The organism is Bradyrhizobium sp. USDA 241, assembly GCF_049739505.1.
GTDB lineage: Bacteria > Pseudomonadota > Alphaproteobacteria > Rhizobiales > Xanthobacteraceae > Bradyrhizobium > Bradyrhizobium liaoningense.
In genome coordinates this window covers 1,438,969-1,457,134 of the sequence record NZ_JBMGPZ010000005.1, presented here as the reverse complement: position 1 = coordinate 1,457,134, position 18,166 = coordinate 1,438,969, and the positions used below count along the sequence as shown (strand labels likewise).

The 18,166-nt window shown below is 62.7% G+C and carries 13 protein-coding genes and 3 pseudogenes; 3 read left to right on the top strand and 13 right to left on the bottom strand.

Translation table 11 applies throughout. The features are described from left to right. Positions 1 to 9 precede the first annotated feature (9 nt). The 3 genes and pseudogenes from ABIF91_RS28745 to istA all read right to left on the bottom strand — a co-directional run bounded on the left by ABIF91_RS28745 (position 10) and on the right by istA (position 3,636). The gene (locus tag ABIF91_RS28745; RefSeq protein WP_424579521.1) at positions 10 to 1,077 is read right to left on the bottom strand and encodes a serine hydrolase domain-containing protein; all 1,068 of its coding nucleotides are present in this window, start codon (positions 1,075 to 1,077) and stop codon (positions 10 to 12) included. A 283-nt stretch (positions 1,078 to 1,360) separates the two neighbouring features. After that, positions 1,361 to 2,112 (bottom strand): annotated as a pseudogene (gene istB / locus ABIF91_RS28740) (IS21-like element helper ATPase IstB). Between the two features lie 13 nt (positions 2,113 to 2,125). Next, positions 2,126 to 3,636 (bottom strand): annotated as a pseudogene (gene istA, locus ABIF91_RS28735) (IS21 family transposase). Positions 3,637 to 3,732: 96 nt separating this feature from the next. Between istA and ABIF91_RS28730 the strand changes: the two are divergent. Then, a protein-coding gene (locus ABIF91_RS28730; RefSeq protein ID WP_129557670.1) for an IS3-like element ISRj2 family transposase occupies positions 3,733 to 4,862 on the top strand; the annotation gives its coding sequence in 2 pieces (ribosomal slippage) (positions 3,733 to 3,985 and positions 3,985 to 4,862; 1,131 coding nt in all). A 409-nt stretch (positions 4,863 to 5,271) separates the two neighbouring features. Continuing rightward, positions 5,272 to 6,174 (top strand): LysR family transcriptional regulator, encoded by a 903-nt coding sequence (locus tag ABIF91_RS28725; protein ID WP_028182391.1) that lies wholly within the window; start codon positions 5,272 to 5,274, stop codon positions 6,172 to 6,174. An 879-nt stretch (positions 6,175 to 7,053) separates the two neighbouring features. Here ABIF91_RS28725 and ABIF91_RS28720 read toward each other — a convergent pair. From ABIF91_RS28720 to ABIF91_RS28680, 9 genes and pseudogenes are all read right to left on the bottom strand, one after another. Next, complete coding sequence (locus ABIF91_RS28720; protein ID WP_424579520.1) at positions 7,054 to 8,253, bottom strand: ABC transporter substrate-binding protein; 1,200 nt, start codon at positions 8,251 to 8,253, stop codon at positions 7,054 to 7,056. Positions 8,254 to 8,313: 60 nt separating this feature from the next. Next, positions 8,314 to 8,781 (bottom strand): class I adenylate-forming enzyme family protein, encoded by a 468-nt coding sequence (locus ABIF91_RS28715; RefSeq protein ID WP_348522410.1) that lies wholly within the window; start codon positions 8,779 to 8,781, stop codon positions 8,314 to 8,316. Further along, a pseudogene (locus ABIF91_RS28710) lies at positions 8,779 to 9,765 on the bottom strand (AMP-binding protein); the annotation flags it as partial. The pseudogene ABIF91_RS28710 and the gene ABIF91_RS28715, both read right to left, overlap by 3 nt. A 12-nt stretch (positions 9,766 to 9,777) precedes the next feature. After that, positions 9,778 to 9,909 (bottom strand): hypothetical protein, encoded by a 132-nt coding sequence (locus ABIF91_RS28705; protein ID WP_283805402.1) that lies wholly within the window; start codon positions 9,907 to 9,909, stop codon positions 9,778 to 9,780. A 394-nt stretch (positions 9,910 to 10,303) separates the two neighbouring features. Continuing rightward, positions 10,304 to 11,071 carry an SDR family oxidoreductase gene (locus ABIF91_RS28700; protein WP_028179918.1) on the bottom strand — a complete coding sequence of 256 codons (768 nt, stop codon included), beginning with the start codon at positions 11,069 to 11,071 and terminating at the stop codon, positions 10,304 to 10,306. A gap of 25 nt (positions 11,072 to 11,096) precedes the next feature. Then, positions 11,097 to 11,918: an enoyl-CoA hydratase-related protein gene (locus ABIF91_RS28695; RefSeq protein WP_028179917.1), complete on the bottom strand. Its 822-nt coding sequence runs from the start codon at positions 11,916 to 11,918 to the stop codon at positions 11,097 to 11,099. Positions 11,919 to 11,944: 26 nt separating this feature from the next. Next, a complete protein-coding gene (locus ABIF91_RS28690) occupies positions 11,945 to 12,649 on the bottom strand; it encodes an SDR family NAD(P)-dependent oxidoreductase (protein WP_028179916.1) in 705 nt (234 codons plus the stop codon). Positions 12,650 to 12,726: 77 nt separating this feature from the next. Further along, positions 12,727 to 13,872, bottom strand: a complete 1,146-nt coding sequence (locus ABIF91_RS28685; RefSeq protein WP_245285472.1) for a molybdopterin dinucleotide binding domain-containing protein — start codon at positions 13,870 to 13,872, stop codon at positions 12,727 to 12,729. Next, on the bottom strand, positions 13,818 to 15,692 hold the full coding sequence (locus ABIF91_RS28680; protein ID WP_284280034.1) for a molybdopterin-dependent oxidoreductase: 1,875 nt from the start codon (positions 15,690 to 15,692) through the stop codon (positions 13,818 to 13,820). The genes ABIF91_RS28685 and ABIF91_RS28680 overlap by 55 nt, the downstream gene beginning before the upstream one ends. Positions 15,693 to 15,862: 170 nt before the next feature. Between ABIF91_RS28680 and ABIF91_RS28675 the strand changes: the two genes are divergently transcribed. Beyond that, complete coding sequence (locus ABIF91_RS28675) at positions 15,863 to 17,059, top strand: acetyl-CoA C-acyltransferase (RefSeq protein WP_028179915.1); 1,197 nt, start codon at positions 15,863 to 15,865, stop codon at positions 17,057 to 17,059. Positions 17,060 to 17,143: 84 nt separating this feature from the next. Here ABIF91_RS28675 and ABIF91_RS28670 read toward each other — a convergent pair whose 3' ends face one another. Beyond that, a complete protein-coding gene (locus ABIF91_RS28670) occupies positions 17,144 to 18,154 on the bottom strand; it encodes an NAD(P)H-dependent flavin oxidoreductase (protein ID WP_028179914.1) in 1,011 nt (336 codons plus the stop codon). Between the last annotated feature and the right edge of the window lie 12 nt (positions 18,155 to 18,166).

Sequence of the window (18,166 nt, the reverse complement as noted above, 5' to 3'; positions counted from 1 at the left end):
GGACAGGCCCTACTTGTGCGACTGTCCCGGGAACTGGTCGAAGCTGCGAGAATAGGGCGGCTGCGCCGAGCGCATCTCCTTGACGTTCAGCTCACCGATCTGATTCTGCATCATCACGGCGACAGTTTCCGAACGCAGGATTCGAGCACCACGCAGCACGCCACCGTTCAGAAGCGCCTGCAGGAACGCCATGTAGTCACGCGGCGTGCTGAAGGCGCCGCCGCCGCCCATGAAGAACTCCGGTCGCTGCGGCATCTCGAAGGCTGCCGGATCCAGCGCGCCATCGGCGCGGCGGCTGTGGAAAGTGGCTACGCGCCGCTTCTGCTCCGTCCCGATCAGAAACCCCGAATCCTTCATGCCCAGCGGCGCAAAGATGTTCTCGCGGAAATAGATCTCGAGCGACTGGTCGGACACCGCCTCGACCAGCTTGCCGACCCAGTCCATGCTGATGCCGTATTCCCACCGCTCGCCGGGCTCGAATTCGAGCGGAGCCGTGAAGGCCGCGTTCTTGCAGGTCGCGATATCGGGCATGCCAGTCACCTTCTCGTATCGGGTCAGAGCCTCGCTCCAGATCGAGTAGGTGTAACCGGAGGTGTGTGTCAGCAGGTGGCGCACCTTGATCGCGCCCTTGGCCCGCCGCAGTCGCGGCGTGCCGTCGTCGGCGAAGCCCTCGAGTATCTGCGGCGAGGCCAGTTCGGGCAGGTATTTCGCCGCGTCGTCGTCCAGATGCAGACGTCCCTGCTCGATCAGTTGCATGCAGGCCGTCGCCGTGAAAGCCTTGGTCATCGAAAGCAGCCAGAACACCGTGTCGAGCGTCATCGATGCGCCCGTTGCGACGTTCGCCTTACCGAAGGCGCCCTCGTAGATCATACCTTTCCGCGTGGCCGCGGTGGCGACAACACCGGCCACGTCGTTCCTCGAAACGCCTTCCCGCAAGGCGGCGTCGATCGCCTTGAATCGCGCGGATGAACCGGTTGGCGTTGCTCCGGCCAGCGCAGGGCTAACTGAATTGAGGGCCAGAATAGCGCCCAGCATTCCCCCGCGCTGAAGCGTCGTTCTGCGTGTCAGCTCGTGCATGGTTAACCCCCGTCTGGATCGAAGGAAATCCGGCTTGCTCGACCGCCCGTCTTCGATGCTGCTGCGATGGCAGCGTTGTAAGCCGCGCCATGACGTGATTCACGCGCATTAAAATCAGTGTTATTGTGACTAAAATTCACTGCTCTCCACTCGGCATGTGGATTCCAACGAAGCCGGCCATGCATTCCAATTCGAAGCCGGCCGGGTATTCCGATCTGAAGCCGGCCACCCGTGGCGTCGTTCGCATGGGTCAATTTCATGATGTCGTCGAGGGCTGGGAAGGTCAAGAGACCGGTTGATCTTGAGCGGGTTGCTTCTGCTTCCTGAGGCTCTCTCCTTTGAGTTCGATGCGGTAGGCATTGTGGACGAGGCGATCGAGGATCGCGTCGGCGATGGTGGGGTTTCCGATGATTTCGTACCAGCGATCGACGGGCAGCTGGCTGGTGACGATGATCGAACGGGCTTCGTATCGATCCTCGACGATTTCGAGCAAATCACGGCGCTGGTCGGCGTCGAGAGGTTCTGGTCCCCAGTCGTCCAGGATCAGCAGATCAAGTCGTGCGATCGCCCGCAGCATCCTGGTATAGCGTCCGTCGGCGCGTCCCAGTGCGAGAGCGGCGAACAGACGCGGGACGCGATGGTAGGCAACGGCGAAGTCGTCCCGGCAGGCCTGTGGCCGAGGGCGCAAGCAAGCCAACTCTTGCCGACGCCGCATGGCCCAGTGACGAGGAGATTATGCCTCGCTCGGATCCAGTCGCCGGCGGCGAGTTTTAGAAAGAGCGTGCGGTCGAGCCCGCGGATGGCACGGTAGTCGACATCCTCGACGCAAGCGGCATGACGTAGCTTGGCGGCGCGAGCTCTGCTCTCAAACCGCTTTTGCTGTCGCTGCGTTTTCTCCTGTTCCAGGAGCAGGGCCAGCCATTCGGCATGTTCGAGGCTGCGTGCTTCGGGCTGGGCATCAAGCTCCTTGAAGCCTTTGGCCATGCCGTGGAGACCGAGATTTTGCAGCAGGTCGAGCGTGGGATGGGTCAGCATGCTGGATTTCCTTTCAATGGAAGTAGCCGGGGCCGCGCAGATTGGGATGGTCGACGACGACGTCATCGGTGGGGCGAGCGCTGCGGTCGAGCTTGTTGGCGATGATCGAGGCGATGCTCTTGTAGGTCAGCGCGCGGACCGCAACCGCGCGGGCCGCGATCAACTCGGCGCGTTCCGGATCGAGATCCTTGAACAGCCGAAGCACACCCAGACAGGTCCGGAATCCTTGTTCGGGATGAGGCCGATTGGCCAGAATGGCGAGGACGAGACCCTCAGTGTTTAGCCCGATCGATCGTCCCCAGCGACGGAACCGCTCGGGAGTCCACTCGGCGTAACGCCGATGCGCGCTGGGCATGTGGTCGGGATCGGTGCCGTGCCGGCGGCCGCCGTAGCGGCGCTGGTGAGCCGCAACACGCGAACCCCGATGGAACAGCTCGATGGTCCGGGTGGTGGCGCGGACGTCGACCTGCTCCCGGATCAGGCCGTGTGGAACTGAGTAGAAGAAGCCGTCGATCTCGACATGATAATCGAGCGAGACGCGGGCCACGCGCCATTCCGCAAACTGATAATCGGCGTCCGGCAACGACGCCAGGACCGACATCTCGACCGTCTCGAACAATTGACGGCGACTGACACCGAGCCGGCGCATGATGTGCGCGTTGATCCGCTCCAGCGCAGCGGCAATGGCTGCGTTCGCCTCGGCCAACGAGAAGAAGGTCTGGCGACGAAGCCGCCCGAGGATATAGGTCTGGGCAAACCGAACCCCGGCCTCCACTTTTGCCTTATCCCGCGGCTTTCTTGGCCGTGCCGGAAGGACGCCAACGCCGTAATGGGACGCCATCATCCCGTAGCTGCGATTGATTTCAGGGTCGTAGAACGAAGCCCGGTGCACGCCGGACTTCAGATTGTCAGGGACGACGAGGCGCGGCACCCCGCCAAAGAACCGGAACATCCGGACATGGGCCTCGATCCAGTCCGGAAGTGTCTGCGTCCAGGTCGCCTCGGCGTAGGTGTAATTCGAGGCGCCAAGCACGGCGACGAAGATCTCCGCATCGCGTACAACCCCGGTTTCGCGATCAACGATCATGATCTTCTTGCCGGAGTAATCGACAAAGACCTTGTCGCCGGCCGGATGGTCCTGCCGCATCGTCGGAGACAGCCGCCGGTCGAATTCTCGGAATAAATCGCAGAACCGGCTGTAGCCATAACCTTCCGGGTGGACCGCCCGGTACTCCTCCCACAGCACCATCAGATTGACGCCAGGCCGCTTCAGCTCACAGGCCAGCGAGGCCCAATCCGGCTCCCGGCGCCGGCGAAAGCCGCGCCTGACGCCGGCATGGGCAAACAGACGTTGTTCAAGAACGGCGTCGGTCAGATCGCCCGCCAAAGGCCACGCCAGCCCGGCAGTCGAGGCACGTTGAGGTTGTCCTGGATGGTGCTGCGCGCCACGCCGAGCGTGCGCCCAATCTCCCGGGCGCTCACCCCATCACGGGCAAGCCGCAGCATCTGTCGTATCTGTCGCATGGTCAGTTAGAGCTGGCCCCGCAAATTCGGACAGTAGCTTGAGTGGATTTTCTGCCTGACAGCGGCGAGGATTCTTGCTGCGAATCAGGAGCGAAGATGACGAAGAAGAGCCGCCGGACGCATTCTCCGGCATTCAAGGCGAAGGTTGCTTTGGCTGCGGTCAAAGGCGACAAGACACTGGCGGAGCTGGCGCAACTGTTTGATGTTCATCCGAACCAGATCACGATCTGGAAAAACCAGCTCCTGGAAGGCGCCGCCGGCGTGTTTGGGCATGACAAGACATCGGCCGAGACGCCGGTCGATTTGAAGGCGTTACATGCCAAGATCGGCGAGCTGGCGTTGGAAAACGATTTTTTGTCCGGCGCGCTCACCAAGGCGGGCCTGCTGAGCGCAAAGCGATGATCGACCGCGATCATGATCTTTCTATCGTGCGCCAGGCGAAGGTCCTGAAGCTGGCTCGCAGCACGGTCTACTATGAACCTCGGCCAGTTTCGGCCGAGGACCTTGCCTTGATGCGTCGGCTCGATGAGCTGCATCTCGATTATCCCTTCGCGGGAGCGCGTATGCTGCGATCGTTGCTGCGGCGGGAGGGCGTATACGCCGGTCGCCGCCACATCGCGACGCTGATGAAGCGCATGGGGATCGAGGCGGTCTATCGTCGCCCGAACACGAGCAAGCCGGCTCCGGGGCACAAGATCTACCCGTACCTGTTGCGCGGATTGAAGATCGAGCGGCCCGACCATGCGTGGGCAATGGACATCACCTACATTCCGATGCGGCGTGGCTTCGTCTATCTCGCGGCGGTCGTCGATGTGTTCAGCCGACGGGTCCTGGCCCATCGCGTCTCGATCACAATGGAGGCGGCCTTCTGCGTCGAAGCGGTCCAGGAGGCGTTGGCGAAGCACGGCAGGCCCGAGATTTTCAACACGGATCAGGGCAGCCAGTTCACCAGCCTCGAGTTCACCGATGTGCTGCTGGACGCGAAGATCGCCATCAGCATGGACGGCAAGGGCGCCTGGCGCGACAACGTGTTTGTCGAGCGGCTCTGGCGCACGGTCAAATACGAAGAAGTATATCTCCGCGCCTACGACAGCGTGTCCGAGGCGCGAGCGTCAATTGCCAAGTATCTGGCCTTCTACAATCAGGGACGCCCTCACTCGAGCCTTGACGGGCGCACGCCCGACGAGGCTTACTTCGGCACGCAAGCTATGGTGATGGCCGCATGACCGTCGCCGACGGTTTTGTCGTCGCTCTGGTCGGGCTACGCCCTCCCGACGCAACGACAAAACCGTAAAGCCCCGCGTTCAGCATAACCCGGCAGGAATCCACTTAAATCCAGCGGGGCGCTGTCCAAACAACCGGGGCCAGCTCTGTTCTCTCTTGGCCGGCATCCGCTTCCCCACGTTGATCAACGCGGGACTTGATGCCTGAGGGACTGATCCAAACGAAAACGCCGACTTCCAAAAACCCGGCCGACTTCAAATCGGAATGCCGGCCGGTTTCATTTCGGAATCGTGGCCGGCTTCAAATCGGAACGATGGCCGGCTTCAAGTCGGAATACCCGGCCGGAATAAATCGGAATCCGCACTCGGCAACACGAGTCCGATGGAAATCCGCAGAGGCGAAGGAAATCGAATGGTTTTCGACACGCGGCTACTTACAGGCATCGGCGTCCTGGCGGCGGTTACGGAGGCTGGGAATTTCGCCCGCGCGGCGGAAATTCTCGGCCTGACGCCGTCAGCGGTAAGCCGGGCCGTCGCGCGTCTAGAGGCGCGGGTTGGCGTACGGCTTTTCGATCGCAATCCACGCGAGGTCAGCCTCACCGAGGAAGGACGCCGCTTCCACATAAAGGTAATGCCGCTTCTCGTTGGTCTGGAAGAGGCGGCCGCCGAGGCCGCAGGGGCGGTGGCGGTCGTGCGCGGCCGGCTGCGCGTATCGGTGGACCCGTGGTTCGCGCGTACGGTGCTTGCGTCGAAGCTCCAGCAGTTTCTGGTCCGCTATCCTCTGCTGTCGGTTGATTTCTCCACCAGCAACTATCGCCAGGACATGATGACCGGCGTCGACGTGGCAGTGCGCTTCGGGCCCCCGGATGAGTCATCCCTCATCGTGCGCAAGCTGCTGGAGACCCGCATCCTGACGGTCGCTGCTCCGTCCTATCTCGAGAAACATGGTGAGCCCCGATCGCCCCATGACCTCGTCCATCACGAAGCGCTTCTCTTCCGCGATCCACAGACGGGCCTGCCCTTTCCCTGGGAGTTCCAGCGCCGCGGGGAGATCAAGGAGGTCCAAGTCTCGAGTCGCCTGATAATGGATGACCCTTCAGTCGCAATCTCCGCTTGCGTGGCCGGTCAAGGCATTTTCCAGAGCCTTGCCATCGGCTTGGCTCCCTTACTTTCGCGAGGCGAGCTTACCCAGATCCTGCCGGAATGGTCGGAAGAACTCTATCCGCTCTACGCCTATCATCCCTCGCGCCACCTGCCGCCGGCGAAAGTCCGAGCGCTTCTGGACTTCATCCAGGAGATTGCAGTCTGCGCGTAGTGAATCCTCGCTTGAACGGTAGCTTTATGGATCAGAACACTTCGCCCCGCGGATACTTTGCGAAGTACGCGATATCTTCCGGTTGCGGCTTCCAATCGGAATTGCCACGCCATTCCTTGATCCCGTCGTCTTCGGTCCGCCATAACGGATGCGAATCACGTATTGCGCGTCACACCCACGGCTAGCCCAAAAACAGGTGAGTGTTGCTCCGGTTCTGGGCCAGATGGTCTCTTGGTCGATCATCCATTCGTGTGAGAGCCCACCTTCGCGTGCTGGGAGGCTTATGCAGGAGCTCTTCATATCGATCGCGCGCAATCGCATCGATTCTGGGCATTGGAGAAGTGCAAAGCTGATGGACAGGTCTAAGACCGTGTGAATTACGCAGATCGATCGCGAAACGGGACGAGATTCGCGGCAAGCACTTTCCAGCCCCCCTGAAGACCAACGGCCGAACCGTCCGGCGGCTTTGCAGTAGGTCTTGGTGATTAGGATTGCAGCCCAAATTGCGAAAGGGAACTTGCGCTGCTTCGGTATGCCCCAAAACACCTGGCTATGGCGCAACGCACATAGACAAATCTTGAGTCGCGCCATTGAAAGCAAAGTGACGACAATACTGCCTTCGGTGCCATCAAGCAGCCCGAGTCGTACAACTCGTCGACACGCCGCCACCTCGCCAGTTCGTTCCCGCTACGAAAGCGGAGCTTCGGCATGCGAAGACGGAGGACCACGCCGGCACCCTCGGCGCGATCATCACTGACTCAGCACTTTAAGCTCTTCGGCTTGAAGGGCCGGAAACATGCCTCGCTGAGCATTCATGCCCTATGATTTTGATGGCTTCGCGAGGTCAGTCATCCGCATTGTGTCTTCAGAAGGTGTAATTTACTTTCCGTCGGCGCTGAGCACGTTACCGAATTGCTCCCAGGTGCTGCCGTTCCAACGCTGCAATTGAAGCTGGGTGTAGGCCATGCTGTTTTCCGCGCTGGTGTTGATGGTAACGCCTGGTATGAGCGTCGGAAGCGACAGCCCGCGTATATTTCGCGATTGCTTGACAACGTTCTCGCGCGAGAGATCGTCACCGCACTGTTTCAGCACCTGCTCCAGGATCTGTCCCTGTTGCGTGCCGAACAGGTAGTTGGAATCACTGATGTCGGCGCCAGGCAGGTATTTGGCGAAGTACTCGCGGTACCATTTGACGCCGGGGTCATCGTCCCATTTCTTGTCGTTCGGATCCTTGATCATCGTCGCCGCGACGATGCCGACGGCCTTTTCAGGTCCAGCCGGAACGATTGTGGAAGAGACCGAGCTCGAAACGTAGTTGATCAGGAACAGTGGTTTCCAACCGATCTCGTCGACCTTCTTGATGGCCTGCGCCGCGAATTTCGGCGTGCCGGCAACCAGAAACGCCTCAGCGCCGGACGCCTTCAATTTCACGACATGGGAATCGATCGTAGGCTCCGTGACCTCGTAGGACGACGCCACGACCTTGTCGTCAAACCCCTCCTTCAGATAGCCTTTGAACGCATTGACGAAGTCCTTACCCAAATCGTCGTTCTGATACAGGATCGCGATCTTGGCACCCCGCCGGGTCTGTGTGATGTATTTCGCGTAGATCCGCCCTTCGGTGTCGTAGCTCGGCAGGCCCGTCGTGGTCATCGGAAATTCGGCGAAGTTCGTAAACCGAGTGACGCCGCTCACCACGAACAGATGCGGCACCTTCTTGGCGTTGACGTATTTGATGGTGGCGCTGATGCCGGGCGTTCCCAACGGACCGAAAAGGAATGCCACCTCGTCGCTTTCGATCAGCTTTCTGGTCTGCTCGACGGTCTTGGGTGGACTGTAGGCGTCGTCATAGGTGATGAGGTTGATCTTGCGGCCGCTGATACCACCGCGGTCGTTGATCGCGTTGATATAGGCGATCAATCCCTTCCCGGTGTTGCTGAGCGGCGATGCGGGGCCACTGAACGGGAACGTTGCCCCGATCTTCACTTCGGTGCTGGTGACACCGGGCGTCTCCGCCCGCGCGGGCGCACTGATGATCGCAGCTCCGAGCACGGCCGCCGCCAAAGTCTTCGTCAACATCGATATCTCCCTTGTCTTGTCCTGGCGACGAAAGCGTCGCGCATCAGCATGTGTTCGAACTCAACCGGCAACCGCCGCGATGGACGACTTGGCAGCGGTCCGTTCGATCGCCATCTCGCGCAGTCTGTGCTTGAGGATCTTGCCGGTGGACGCGGCCGGCAGCGCGTCGAGCACGATCAGCTCGGTCGGACGCTTGTAGGAAGTAAGCTGCCCGGCCGCATATGCCTTCAGCTCCTCGGAACTGACGCTGGCGCCGGGAAGGAGCTGCACGAAAGCAACGACCTCCTCGTTGCCGTCAACTGGGCGTCCGACCACGGCGGTCTGGACGACCTGCTTGTGCGAACTCAGCACCGCCTCCACCTCGGCCGGGTAGACGTTGAAGCCGGAGCGGATGATTAGCTCCTTGGTGCGGCCGGCGATGTAAAGATGGCCTTCGCCGTTCACCCGGGCGAGATCGCCGGTGTTGAACCATCCCTCGCGGTCGATCGCTGCCGCGGTCAGGTCGGCCGCGCGGTAATAGCCGAGCATCACGTTGGGGCCGCGGACGTGCAGTTCGCCGACGTCACCGGTCGCAACTTGCTTGCCGTTGACATCCACGATCCGGTGCTCGATGCCGGGAAGAAACGGTCCGACCGACTCGTCCGCGACGGGACGTTGCGACCGGACACCCGACAGGCCCGGCGAGCATTCGGTGATGCCGTAATTATTCAGCAGCGGGATTCCGAACTCGTCCTCGATCCGCTGCTTCAGATCGAGATCGAGCGGCGCGCCGGCGACGGCGATGTTCTTCAGATTCCCGCATTGGAGCTTCTCGATGCCTTTGACCGACTTGTGTTCGAGCAGGCGCTGATAGGTGGCGGGCACCCCAAACAGATTGGTGATCCCCTGCTCGGCGATGGCATGGGCCAGCGCAGCAGGGTCCGCCTTGGCAACGACATACAGCGTGCTGCCGTGCATCAGCGTTGCGATCAAGAGGATCGAATAGCCGACGATATGCGACATCGGCAGCACGCCGTAGACGCGGTCGCCCGGGCCGCTCTCACGGAGGATTCCTGAGGTCCTTGCGGCGAACAGCAAATTGGTGTGGCTCAGCATCACGCCCTTCGGCGTACCCGTGGTGCCCGACGTGTACAGCAGCCCCGCGACCTGGCGTGCGCCGTCCTTCTCGACTGGTTCCGGCTTGGCACCCGCGTTGAGCGGACCGACGCCGACTCCGTCAAAGGGCCCGACAGCGCGGATCGTGGCGCCGACGCGGCCGGCGTGATCGGCGGCTTCCTTTGACAGCGGCGCATTGAACAGCACCCGCCTGGCGCCGCTATGCGTCGCGATCTGGTCGATCTCTCGGGCCGACAGGCGCGGATTGACGGGGATGCCCCATGCATCAAGCTTGCTCGCCGCGAACAGCACCGCGCCCAGCGCCACACTGTTCTCGCTTGCAATGATCACGCGATCGCCCGGCCTGATGCCGAGATCGGCAAGATCCTTGGCCGCGGCGTCGACGGCGTCCGCGAACTGCCGGTAGCTTCACGAACGCCCGTCTTCCACGAACGCCGGATGATCCGGCATGCCCCGCACGAACGGCGCGTAGACCTCGTGCACGCGGGACGGCAAGCCGTCCAACAGTTCGGCCGCAGTGATGTCGTCCACGCTCCTCATGCCATCCTCCCGGCGTGTTGTTTTTCGGAAGCGCTGTGCGGCCCCCTTTGAGACGGACAGGTCAATCCCCTCATCTCCGTCGATCTCGAAGTAGACAGTTCTAAACTTGAACTGTCACGAGATTCGAAATATCACGGCATTATTAGACGCAGATTTTTTTCTTAGAAACATCCATTCTGATTTAGCATGATATGGCTAGAGCGGGAATCGTTCGCAGAAATCAGGGAGATGCGGCTCGCAAGGGCACGCAGCGCGTCGCGACACGCCGTCGCATCGGTCAACGCGCGTCGCCTGCCGAGGCCGGCATCACCGGCCACGTCATGTGCGCAGCACGAACTTTGCTATTGAGAACGACGCCGTCGCGATTCCCTTGATGGAACCGCGAGCATGCGCCTCACCATTTTTCGACCCAAGGCCGCAGCACGACCTCGAAGGCCCAGGTCGACCGGTGCTGGCGATGCAGTTGCAGATAGGTTTTGGCGATGTGGTCGGGGTCGGCCATGTTGTCCTCGACCGCGGTCCCCGCCAACCGGTGCGCACGGCTGCCGTCTTCCTGGGTCCAGCCGATCGCGGCATCGATCGGCACGTTGGCGACATGAATACCCTGCGGCATCAATTCCCTCGCCATACTCTGCGCCAGTCCGGACTTGGCATGACAGGCCATCGCGAAAGCGCCGCTCGACGGATAGCCTTTGAGCGACGCGCTGGCGTTGGTGAACACGATCGTTCCCCGCACGCCGTTGGCGTCGGGCTCATTGCCAAGCATGTGACGCGCCGCCTGCTGGCCGGTCAGAAACGCGGAGAATGCCGAATTTCGTACCGTTTCGAGCGCCATTGCCGCATCGGCTTCGAGGATATTCTTGCGGAATATGCCGGGAACGCGGCCGTCGATGTTGTGCACCACCAGCCGCGGCGTCCCCAGATCCTTTGCGACATCGGCAAAAAGCTTGGCGACAGCGGCCGGATCGCTGGCATCACAGGCATACCGGCGCACGCCATGCGCCTTTTCGAGTGTCGCAAGAACCGGTTTGTCCGGATTCCTGGCCGCGACGGCGACACGCATGCCGGATTCGGCAAACAACCGGGCGCAACTGGAACTGATGCCCGGCCCGCCGCCGACAATAAGGGCGACCTCTCCGGAGGTCTCGCTGGATTGCGTCATGTTGCTTCCCTGGGTGCGAAGGATTTCACCGGTAATTGGGCGCGCGCTTCTCCATGAAGGCCCGCACCGCTTCGGCATGCTGCGCGGTGCCGGCGGCGGCGACCATCTTCTCGGCCTCCTGATCGAGCGACGTCAGGAAGTCGGCCGACAGCGCGAGATTGAGGCTGTCCTTCATCGAAGCATAGGTGCTCGACGGACCGTTCGCCAACGTCTTGGCAACGGCGAAAGCTTCACCTCGCAGTTCAGCATCGGGCACCACGCGATTGATCAGCCCCAATCCTTCGGCACGGCGCGCATCGATCCGTTCCGACAGGAACATCAATTCGCGGGCGCGCGCCGTTCCGGCCAACCGAGTCAACAGCCACGAGATCCCATAATCGCCGGTGAGCGCGAGCCTGGCGTAGCCGGTCGTCATGATGGTGGACTCGGCGGCGATCCGGATGTCGCAGGCGAGTGCGATCGCAAGCCCGGCGCCGGCTGCCGGCCCCGGCAACGCCGCTATCGTGGGCTTGCGCACTGAGACAAGGACGCCGGTCAGGGTGCGCTGACGTTCCCGCAAACGCGCCACTTTGTCGTCGAACGACATCGGCGGTGCGGCCGTGTTGCCGCCCATTCCCTTGACGTCGCCTCCCGAACAGAACGCGGTGCCCGCCCCGGTGATCAGCAGCGCGCCAACCTCGGGATCGTCGCCGTTACGCTTGATCATCCGCCGGAGTGCCGGCGTCAGGTGATCGGACAACGAGTTGCGTGCGCCCGGGCGATTCAAGGTGATCACGGCGACGCGATCCCGGATCTCGCACAGCAGCTCGTCCGTCCCCGTATCGACCGGGATTGACCCATCCGTCATGGCTGACCTCTCACATTTCGCGCGCGTTACCAGTTCTCGCCGAACGGCCGCAATTCGCTGAGGAACGACCAGGCCGACCGGTCCTGGCCATAGAGATGAAACAGTTCGTCGGCGATGGCAGCAGGCTTGATGAAGAAGTCGTCGGGCTTGTCGCTCAGCCGCGCCCGCATCCGCGGCGTGTCGATCACGGCGTCGATGAGGACATAGGAGACGTGGACGCCGAGCGGCCCGACGTCTCGGGCGATCGACTCGGCCAGAATGCGCTGCGCCGCCTTGGTGGGTGCGAAGCCGGCGAAATTGGCTTTGCCGCGGATCGACGAGGTGTTGCCGGTGACCAGGATCGCGCCCTTGCCGCGATCGATCATGTCGGGCGCCAGTTCGCGTGCCAGGTACAGCAGACCCATCACGTTGACCTCGAAATTGCCCTTCAGCATCTTCGGGTCGATCTCGCGAAAGCTCCCCCAACCGCCGCCGACGGCGTTGTGGATCAGCACCTCGGCCGCGCCGAAGCGGCGCTTGACGTCGGCAACCACGCTGCGCACCTGATTTTCGTCGGAGACGTCGCAGGTCATCGCGTGCACATCAGTAGGCTCCTGCGACAGGCGATTGATCAGTTCGGGTGAACGCGCCAGGCCCACGACCCGAAACCCGCCGGCGGAGAAGCGTTTGACGATGGCAATGCCCGTGCCTGGCCCCACCCCGGTCACAACGGCGATTGGCTTGTCGGTCATTTAAGCATCCTTCGGCTAGAGCGTTTTCGAGCGAAATGGATACCGGTTCGCGTGAAGAAAACGCGTCAAATAAAAAGCTAGTTTGCCGGGGCGCTCATGTGAATACGCTCGGACTGCGACTGATGGGCGGCCGCCTCGTGCGCCGGCACCAGCGCCAGACGAACCGCGACGTTCTTGTGATACGGCGTTCCCGCGATCGGATCGCGGTTACCGCTTTCGGTGAGCAGATTGATGCGCGGCCCATTGACGAGACGCTCGCCGTCCGGCGCGGGGTAAGCCTGGCCGTAGCCGTGTGGCAGCGCCAGTTGACCATTCCGCATGGCGTCGTCGACCTTGCAGCGGACGACCAGCCGGCCGACGGAGGACTCGACCGCGATCCAGTCGCCGTCCTTTGCGCCCAACGCGTCGAGATCGTTCGAGTTGATCAGCATGGCTCCGTCCGGATCGTCGCGACGCCACGCCGGATCGCGAAAAATCTGGTTGGCGTTGAACATGCGGCGGCCACCGGCCGCCAGCATGAACGGGAACTCCTTCGGCGCGTCGGCGGCCTGCGGATCGAGACGCGCCAGCCATTCCAGCATCTGCGGAACGACAAGGCGAATTTTGCGATCGGAATAACCGATCAGCGTCCAGACCTCGTCATAGTCGTGACGGGTGACCGCGGCGCCCTGCCGGGCGGCGACGATGGTGTCGAACAGGAGATCGCCGAGCTGATGATCCGCGACCTCGTCGGACGCGCCGATCGCCCGCCGCACCGCCTGCGGCGATCGCTTGGCGCAAGCCAGCGCCGCGTTCCACAAGGGAGCTGCGGCCGCCGTGCCATCCGGCAGCGTTTGCCCGAGCGTATGGTAGAGCACGAGGGCGCCGACCGCGACAGCGGAAGGGTTTTCTCCCATGAACGCACGAAACGCTGCAGCAAATTCCGTGCGGGACCGTCGCGCCGCTTCCCGCAGGGGGCCGAGCACGTTGTCGCCCGGCAGCAGTCCCAGCGCAACCGCAAGCCGTGTATAGATCTCCGGCTCCGGCAAGGTGCCAGCCAGCGGCGGCAACACGCCGGCGCGAACGTGAAAATAGTTGGTGGGGAATTCGAAATTGAACAGCGTGAATTCAGTCTTCTCGAACTGCGAGGACGCCGGCAGAACGTAATGCGCGAGCCGCGCGGTCTCGGTCATCGCAACGTCGACGACCACGCACAGGTCGAGCGCGCGCAGCGCCTGCTCCACGGCTTCGGTATTTGCGGCGGTGTTGGCCGGGTTGGAACTGTCGATCCAGCACAGCGTAGCCGGTCGGGATGGTCCTTGAGCACGGCTTCGGGGAAAATGTTCGGCGGCAACAGGCCGCCGATGATCACATCGCCGGTCGGCGCGAACGTCTGGTTCGGCGAATTGCCCCAAAGCGGCTGCAGCCAGCTATGCAACTGGTTGGTGCCCTTGCGGCCGAAACTCCCGGACAGCATGATCAGCAGCTTTTCCAGATAGGAATTCAGCGTCGAGTTGGTGCCCTGCTGGATGCCAAGCTCGACCCGGACCACCATGGCCTTGGCCGCCGCGATCATCGCCGCGCAACGCTCGATGTCAGCAACCGGGATATCGGCGGCGGCAGCCCATGCTTCGACCGGAATATTCAGCAGCGCCTGCCGGACCTCCGGAAATCCAATCGTGTGCTCGTCAATGAAGGCACGGTCGATCCGGTCGGAACGAACCAGCGTCGCCAGCAGGGCGCCGAGAAGGAACGCATCCGCCCCTGGACGCACCGACAGATGCAGGTTCGCCATTTCGGCGGTCTCGGTTCGCCGGGGATCGATCACGATCAGCTTGCGTGCGGGATCCTTGCGGATCTGATTCAAATGGTCGCGCGCATTGGGGAAGCCGTGCGCGATCCAGGGATTGGCGCCGATCACCAGCAGGAGATCGCAATGATGCACGTCTTCGGCGGTGTGGCAGGTCTGGCTGCCGAACATATGGCCGTTGACCCAGAAGTCGCCGGTCTTTTCCTGTGAAAGCGCGTTGAAAGTGCTGCGCGAACCCAGCGCGCGCAGTAACCCGCTTCCATAGGCGCCGCCGGCGTGGTTGCCCTGCCCGCCCCCGCCATACAAGGCGATGCTCTTGCCGCCGTATTGGTCGACGACATCGCGCAGCCGCGCGGCGATCTCGGCGATCGCCACATCCCACCCGATTTCATCGAAACCGCCATCAGCGCGACGGCGCAGCGGGCTCGTGAGCCTGTCCCTGTGATGCGCGTAATAAGGAATCCGGGACGCTTTGTTGCAGAGATAGCCCTGCGACTTCGGGCTCGAACGATCGCCCCGCACTTTCTCCAGGCGTCCGTCATTCACCAGCACCTCGATCCCGCAATTGATGTAACACAGGTTGCAGGCGGTCTTGAGCCACTTGCCGGCCGTCATGGTGACCTCCCTTGCGTCATGATTTCTTGCAGCGTCGCCTTCGTTGCCGTTCGTCAGCGTTTCCAAATTCGGCCGCCGGCGGTCTTGCGTCCGGCATCGAGGATACGGTCGGAAAACTTCCCATCGCCAACGGCGCGAGACAGCACGATCGACCCGACCATGGTCGCAATCGCACCGGTTGCGATCTGGCGGGCCTTGTCGCGACGGCTGATCGGGAACCAGTTCCGCAAAGACCTCGATCATCTCCTCCAGCTTGGCCGCGAAGGCGCACTGCTCCTCCGCGTCGAAGCGCGCGACATCGACGGCAAGCGTCGGAAGTGCGCAGCCGTATCTCGGATTATCGCGATGCCGGAGGCTGAGATAATCTGCGATCAACGCCTCGAAACTGCGGCCGCTGCCCCTCTTCTGCGCCAGCTTTCTCCACCGCGCCGTCATCTGGTCCATGGCAAAGGCGATGGCCTCACCGACCAGCGCGGCGCGTGAATTGAAATGATTGTAGAATCCGCCATGCGTCAGGCCAGCGAGCTTCATCAAGTCGACGACGCTCAATCCCTTGGCGCCCGTCTCGCGCAAGCCATAGGAGGCGCTCTCAACGATCCGGTTGTGGGTTTGACGCCTGTGGTCCTCTTCGTATCGCATTGCCACTCCGTGCAATATCTCGGGGGGATCGGCTGCACGAGCCGGTCACCATGTCCTCCCAGCCATTCCGGAACCGCATTGCCCAGTGGTTGCGGCGCTCTTTGTTGCATTGCCGGGCATCTTATATGACTATCGTCATATAACAACCTCTATCAGCAGGAGAGTTCGCCATGGCCACCGCTTCCGATCCCGTCGTCATCGTTTCCGCCGCGCGCACGCCGCTCGGCCGCTTCATGGGCGAGTTGTCGCCCCTTGCCGCCCACAAGCTCGGCTCCCACGTGATCGGCGCGGCGCTGGAACGGGCCAGGCTCGCGCCCGAGCGCATCGACGAAGTCTTCATGGGCAATGTGTTGCCCGCAGGACAGGGTCAGGCGCCGGCCCGCCAGGCCGCCCGCGGTGCCAAGCTGCCGGATGCCACCGGCGCCACCACCATCAACAAGGTCTGCGGTTCCGGCATGAAGGCGACCATGCTCGCCCACGACATCATCAATGCCGGCTCGGCCAATATCGTGCTGTCCGGCGGCATGGAGAGCATGAGCAATGCCCCTTATCTGCTGGCGAAGGCCCGTGGCGGTTACCGCGCCGGTCACGATCGCATCATCGACCACATGATGATGGACGGATTGGAAGACGCTTATGAGACCGGCCGCTCGATGGGCGATTTCGGCGAAGCGACCGCGGAGGCCTATCAGTTCACCCGCGCCGACCAGGACACCTATGCGATGGAGACGCTGACGCGCGCCCGCAAGGCGGTCGAGGGCGGCGCGTTCAAGGCCGAGATTGCGCCGATTACGCTTGCCGAAAAAGCCGGGCCGCGCATCATCGCCAACGACGAACATCCGCTGAAGGTGGACCCGGCCAAGATTCCCGGATTGAAAGCCGCGTTCCGCGCCAACGGCACCATCACGCCGGCCGCCTCCTCCGCCAATGCCGACGGCGCCGCCGCGCTGATCCTGGCCAAGCGCTCGCTGGCCGATCGCGACGGCCTGCCGGTGCTGGCCGAGATCAAGGGCCATGCCACCCACAGCCAGGAGCCGCAATGGTTCACCACGGCGCCGATCCCGGCGATCCGCAAGCTGCTCGACAAGGTCGGCTGGACCGTCGGCGACGTCGACCTGTTCGAGATCAACGAGGCCTTTGCCGTGGTGGCGATGGCGGCGCAGAAGGATCTCGGAATTCCCCGCGACAAGCTCAACATAAATGGCGGCGCCTGCGCGCTCGGCCATCCCATCGGCGCCACCGGCGCCCGCCTGATCGTGACACTGCTGCATGCGCTGGAAGCGCAGAACCTCAAGCGCGGTGTCGCTGCGCTCTGCATCGGCGGCGGTGAAGCCACCGCGATTGCGATCGAGCGTAACGTCCACTGATCGGACGTCGGTCAAATAGCTCGGCGAGCGGCGGAGATCGCGCCGCTCGCCGACCAGGTCAGGCTTGCTGCCGACCCCTTCCACTCACGCAATCGCCCGGACCGCCGGCCGGTGCTCGACACCGTCGAGGAAGCCGGTCAGGCGCTGACGGATGATCCGCTCGGCGTCGGCCATGATGCGATCGACCAATTCCTTGACGGTCGGGATGTCGTGGATGAGGCCCGCGACCATGCCGCAGCTCCAGGCGCCGGCATCCATGTCGCCGTCGATCATCACCTTCGGGTAGACGCCCGCCACGTGATCATGGATGTCGTCGATCTTGAGGTTCCTGCCCTTCTCGCGTTCGATCTCGAGCAATTGCTCGACGCCCTTGTTGTTCAGCACGCGCTCGGTATTCCGGAGTCCGCGCATCACCAGGCGGGTGTCGAGCTCAGTTGCCTTGAGCAGCGCGTTCTTGACGTTCTCGTGCACCGGCGCTTCCTTGGTGGCGATAAAGCGCGTGCCCATGTTCATGCCGGCCGCACCCATCGCCAGCGCCGCGACCAGGCTGCGGGCGTCCGCCATGCCGCCGGAGGCAACGAACGGAATCTTCAACTCCTCGGCCGCACGCGGCAACAGGATCATGTTGGGCATGTCGTCCTCGCCGGGATGACCGCCGCATTCGAAACCGTCGACGCTGACGGCATCGCAGCCGATCGCCTCGGCCTTCAGCGAATGGCGGACCGAGGTGCATTTGTGGATCACCTTGATACCGCCCGCCTTCAGCGCCGGCATATACTGCTCCGGGCTGCGGCCGGCGGTTTCGACCACTTTTACGCCGCCCTCCCGGATGGCCGCGATATATTCCGGATAAGGCGGCGCGGTGAAGGTCGGCAGAAACGTCAGGTTCACGCCGAACGGTCGGTCGGTCATGTCGCGGCAACGCGCGATCTCCTTGGCCAACAGCTCCGGCGTCCGCTGCGTCAGGCCGGTGATGACGCCCAGCCCGCCGGCGTTCGACACGGCGGCAGCGAGCTCGGCGAACCCCACATAGTGCATTCCGCCCTGGATGATCGGATGTTCGATCCCGAACATCTCGGTAATCGCTGTCTTCACGCATGCCTCCGC

Coding starts and splice junctions, on each gene's coding strand:
- ABIF91_RS28705 (WP_283805402.1), bottom strand. CDS start 9,909: ATGAGGAGCGTGGACGACATCACTGCGGCCGAACTGTTGGACGGCTTG.
- ABIF91_RS28715 (WP_348522410.1), bottom strand. CDS start 8,781: ATGCTCGGCTATTACCGCGCGGCCGACCTGACCGCGGCAGCGATCGAC.
- ABIF91_RS28700 (WP_028179918.1), bottom strand. CDS start 11,071: ATGACGCAATCCAGCGAGACCTCCGGAGAGGTCGCCCTTATTGTCGGC.
- ABIF91_RS28725 (WP_028182391.1), top strand. CDS start 5,272: ATGGTTTTCGACACGCGGCTACTTACAGGCATCGGCGTCCTGGCGGCG.
- ABIF91_RS28680 (WP_284280034.1), bottom strand. CDS start 15,692: ATGCGATACGAAGAGGACCACAGGCGTCAAACCCACAACCGGATCGTT.
- ABIF91_RS28745 (WP_424579521.1), bottom strand. CDS start 1,077: ATGCACGAGCTGACACGCAGAACGACGCTTCAGCGCGGGGGAATGCTG.
- ABIF91_RS28675 (WP_028179915.1), top strand. CDS start 15,863: ATGGCCACCGCTTCCGATCCCGTCGTCATCGTTTCCGCCGCGCGCACG.
- ABIF91_RS28690 (WP_028179916.1), bottom strand. CDS start 12,649: ATGACCGACAAGCCAATCGCCGTTGTGACCGGGGTGGGGCCAGGCACG.
- ABIF91_RS28720 (WP_424579520.1), bottom strand. CDS start 8,253: ATGTTGACGAAGACTTTGGCGGCGGCCGTGCTCGGAGCTGCGATCATC.
- ABIF91_RS28695 (WP_028179917.1), bottom strand. CDS start 11,918: ATGACGGATGGGTCAATCCCGGTCGATACGGGGACGGACGAGCTGCTG.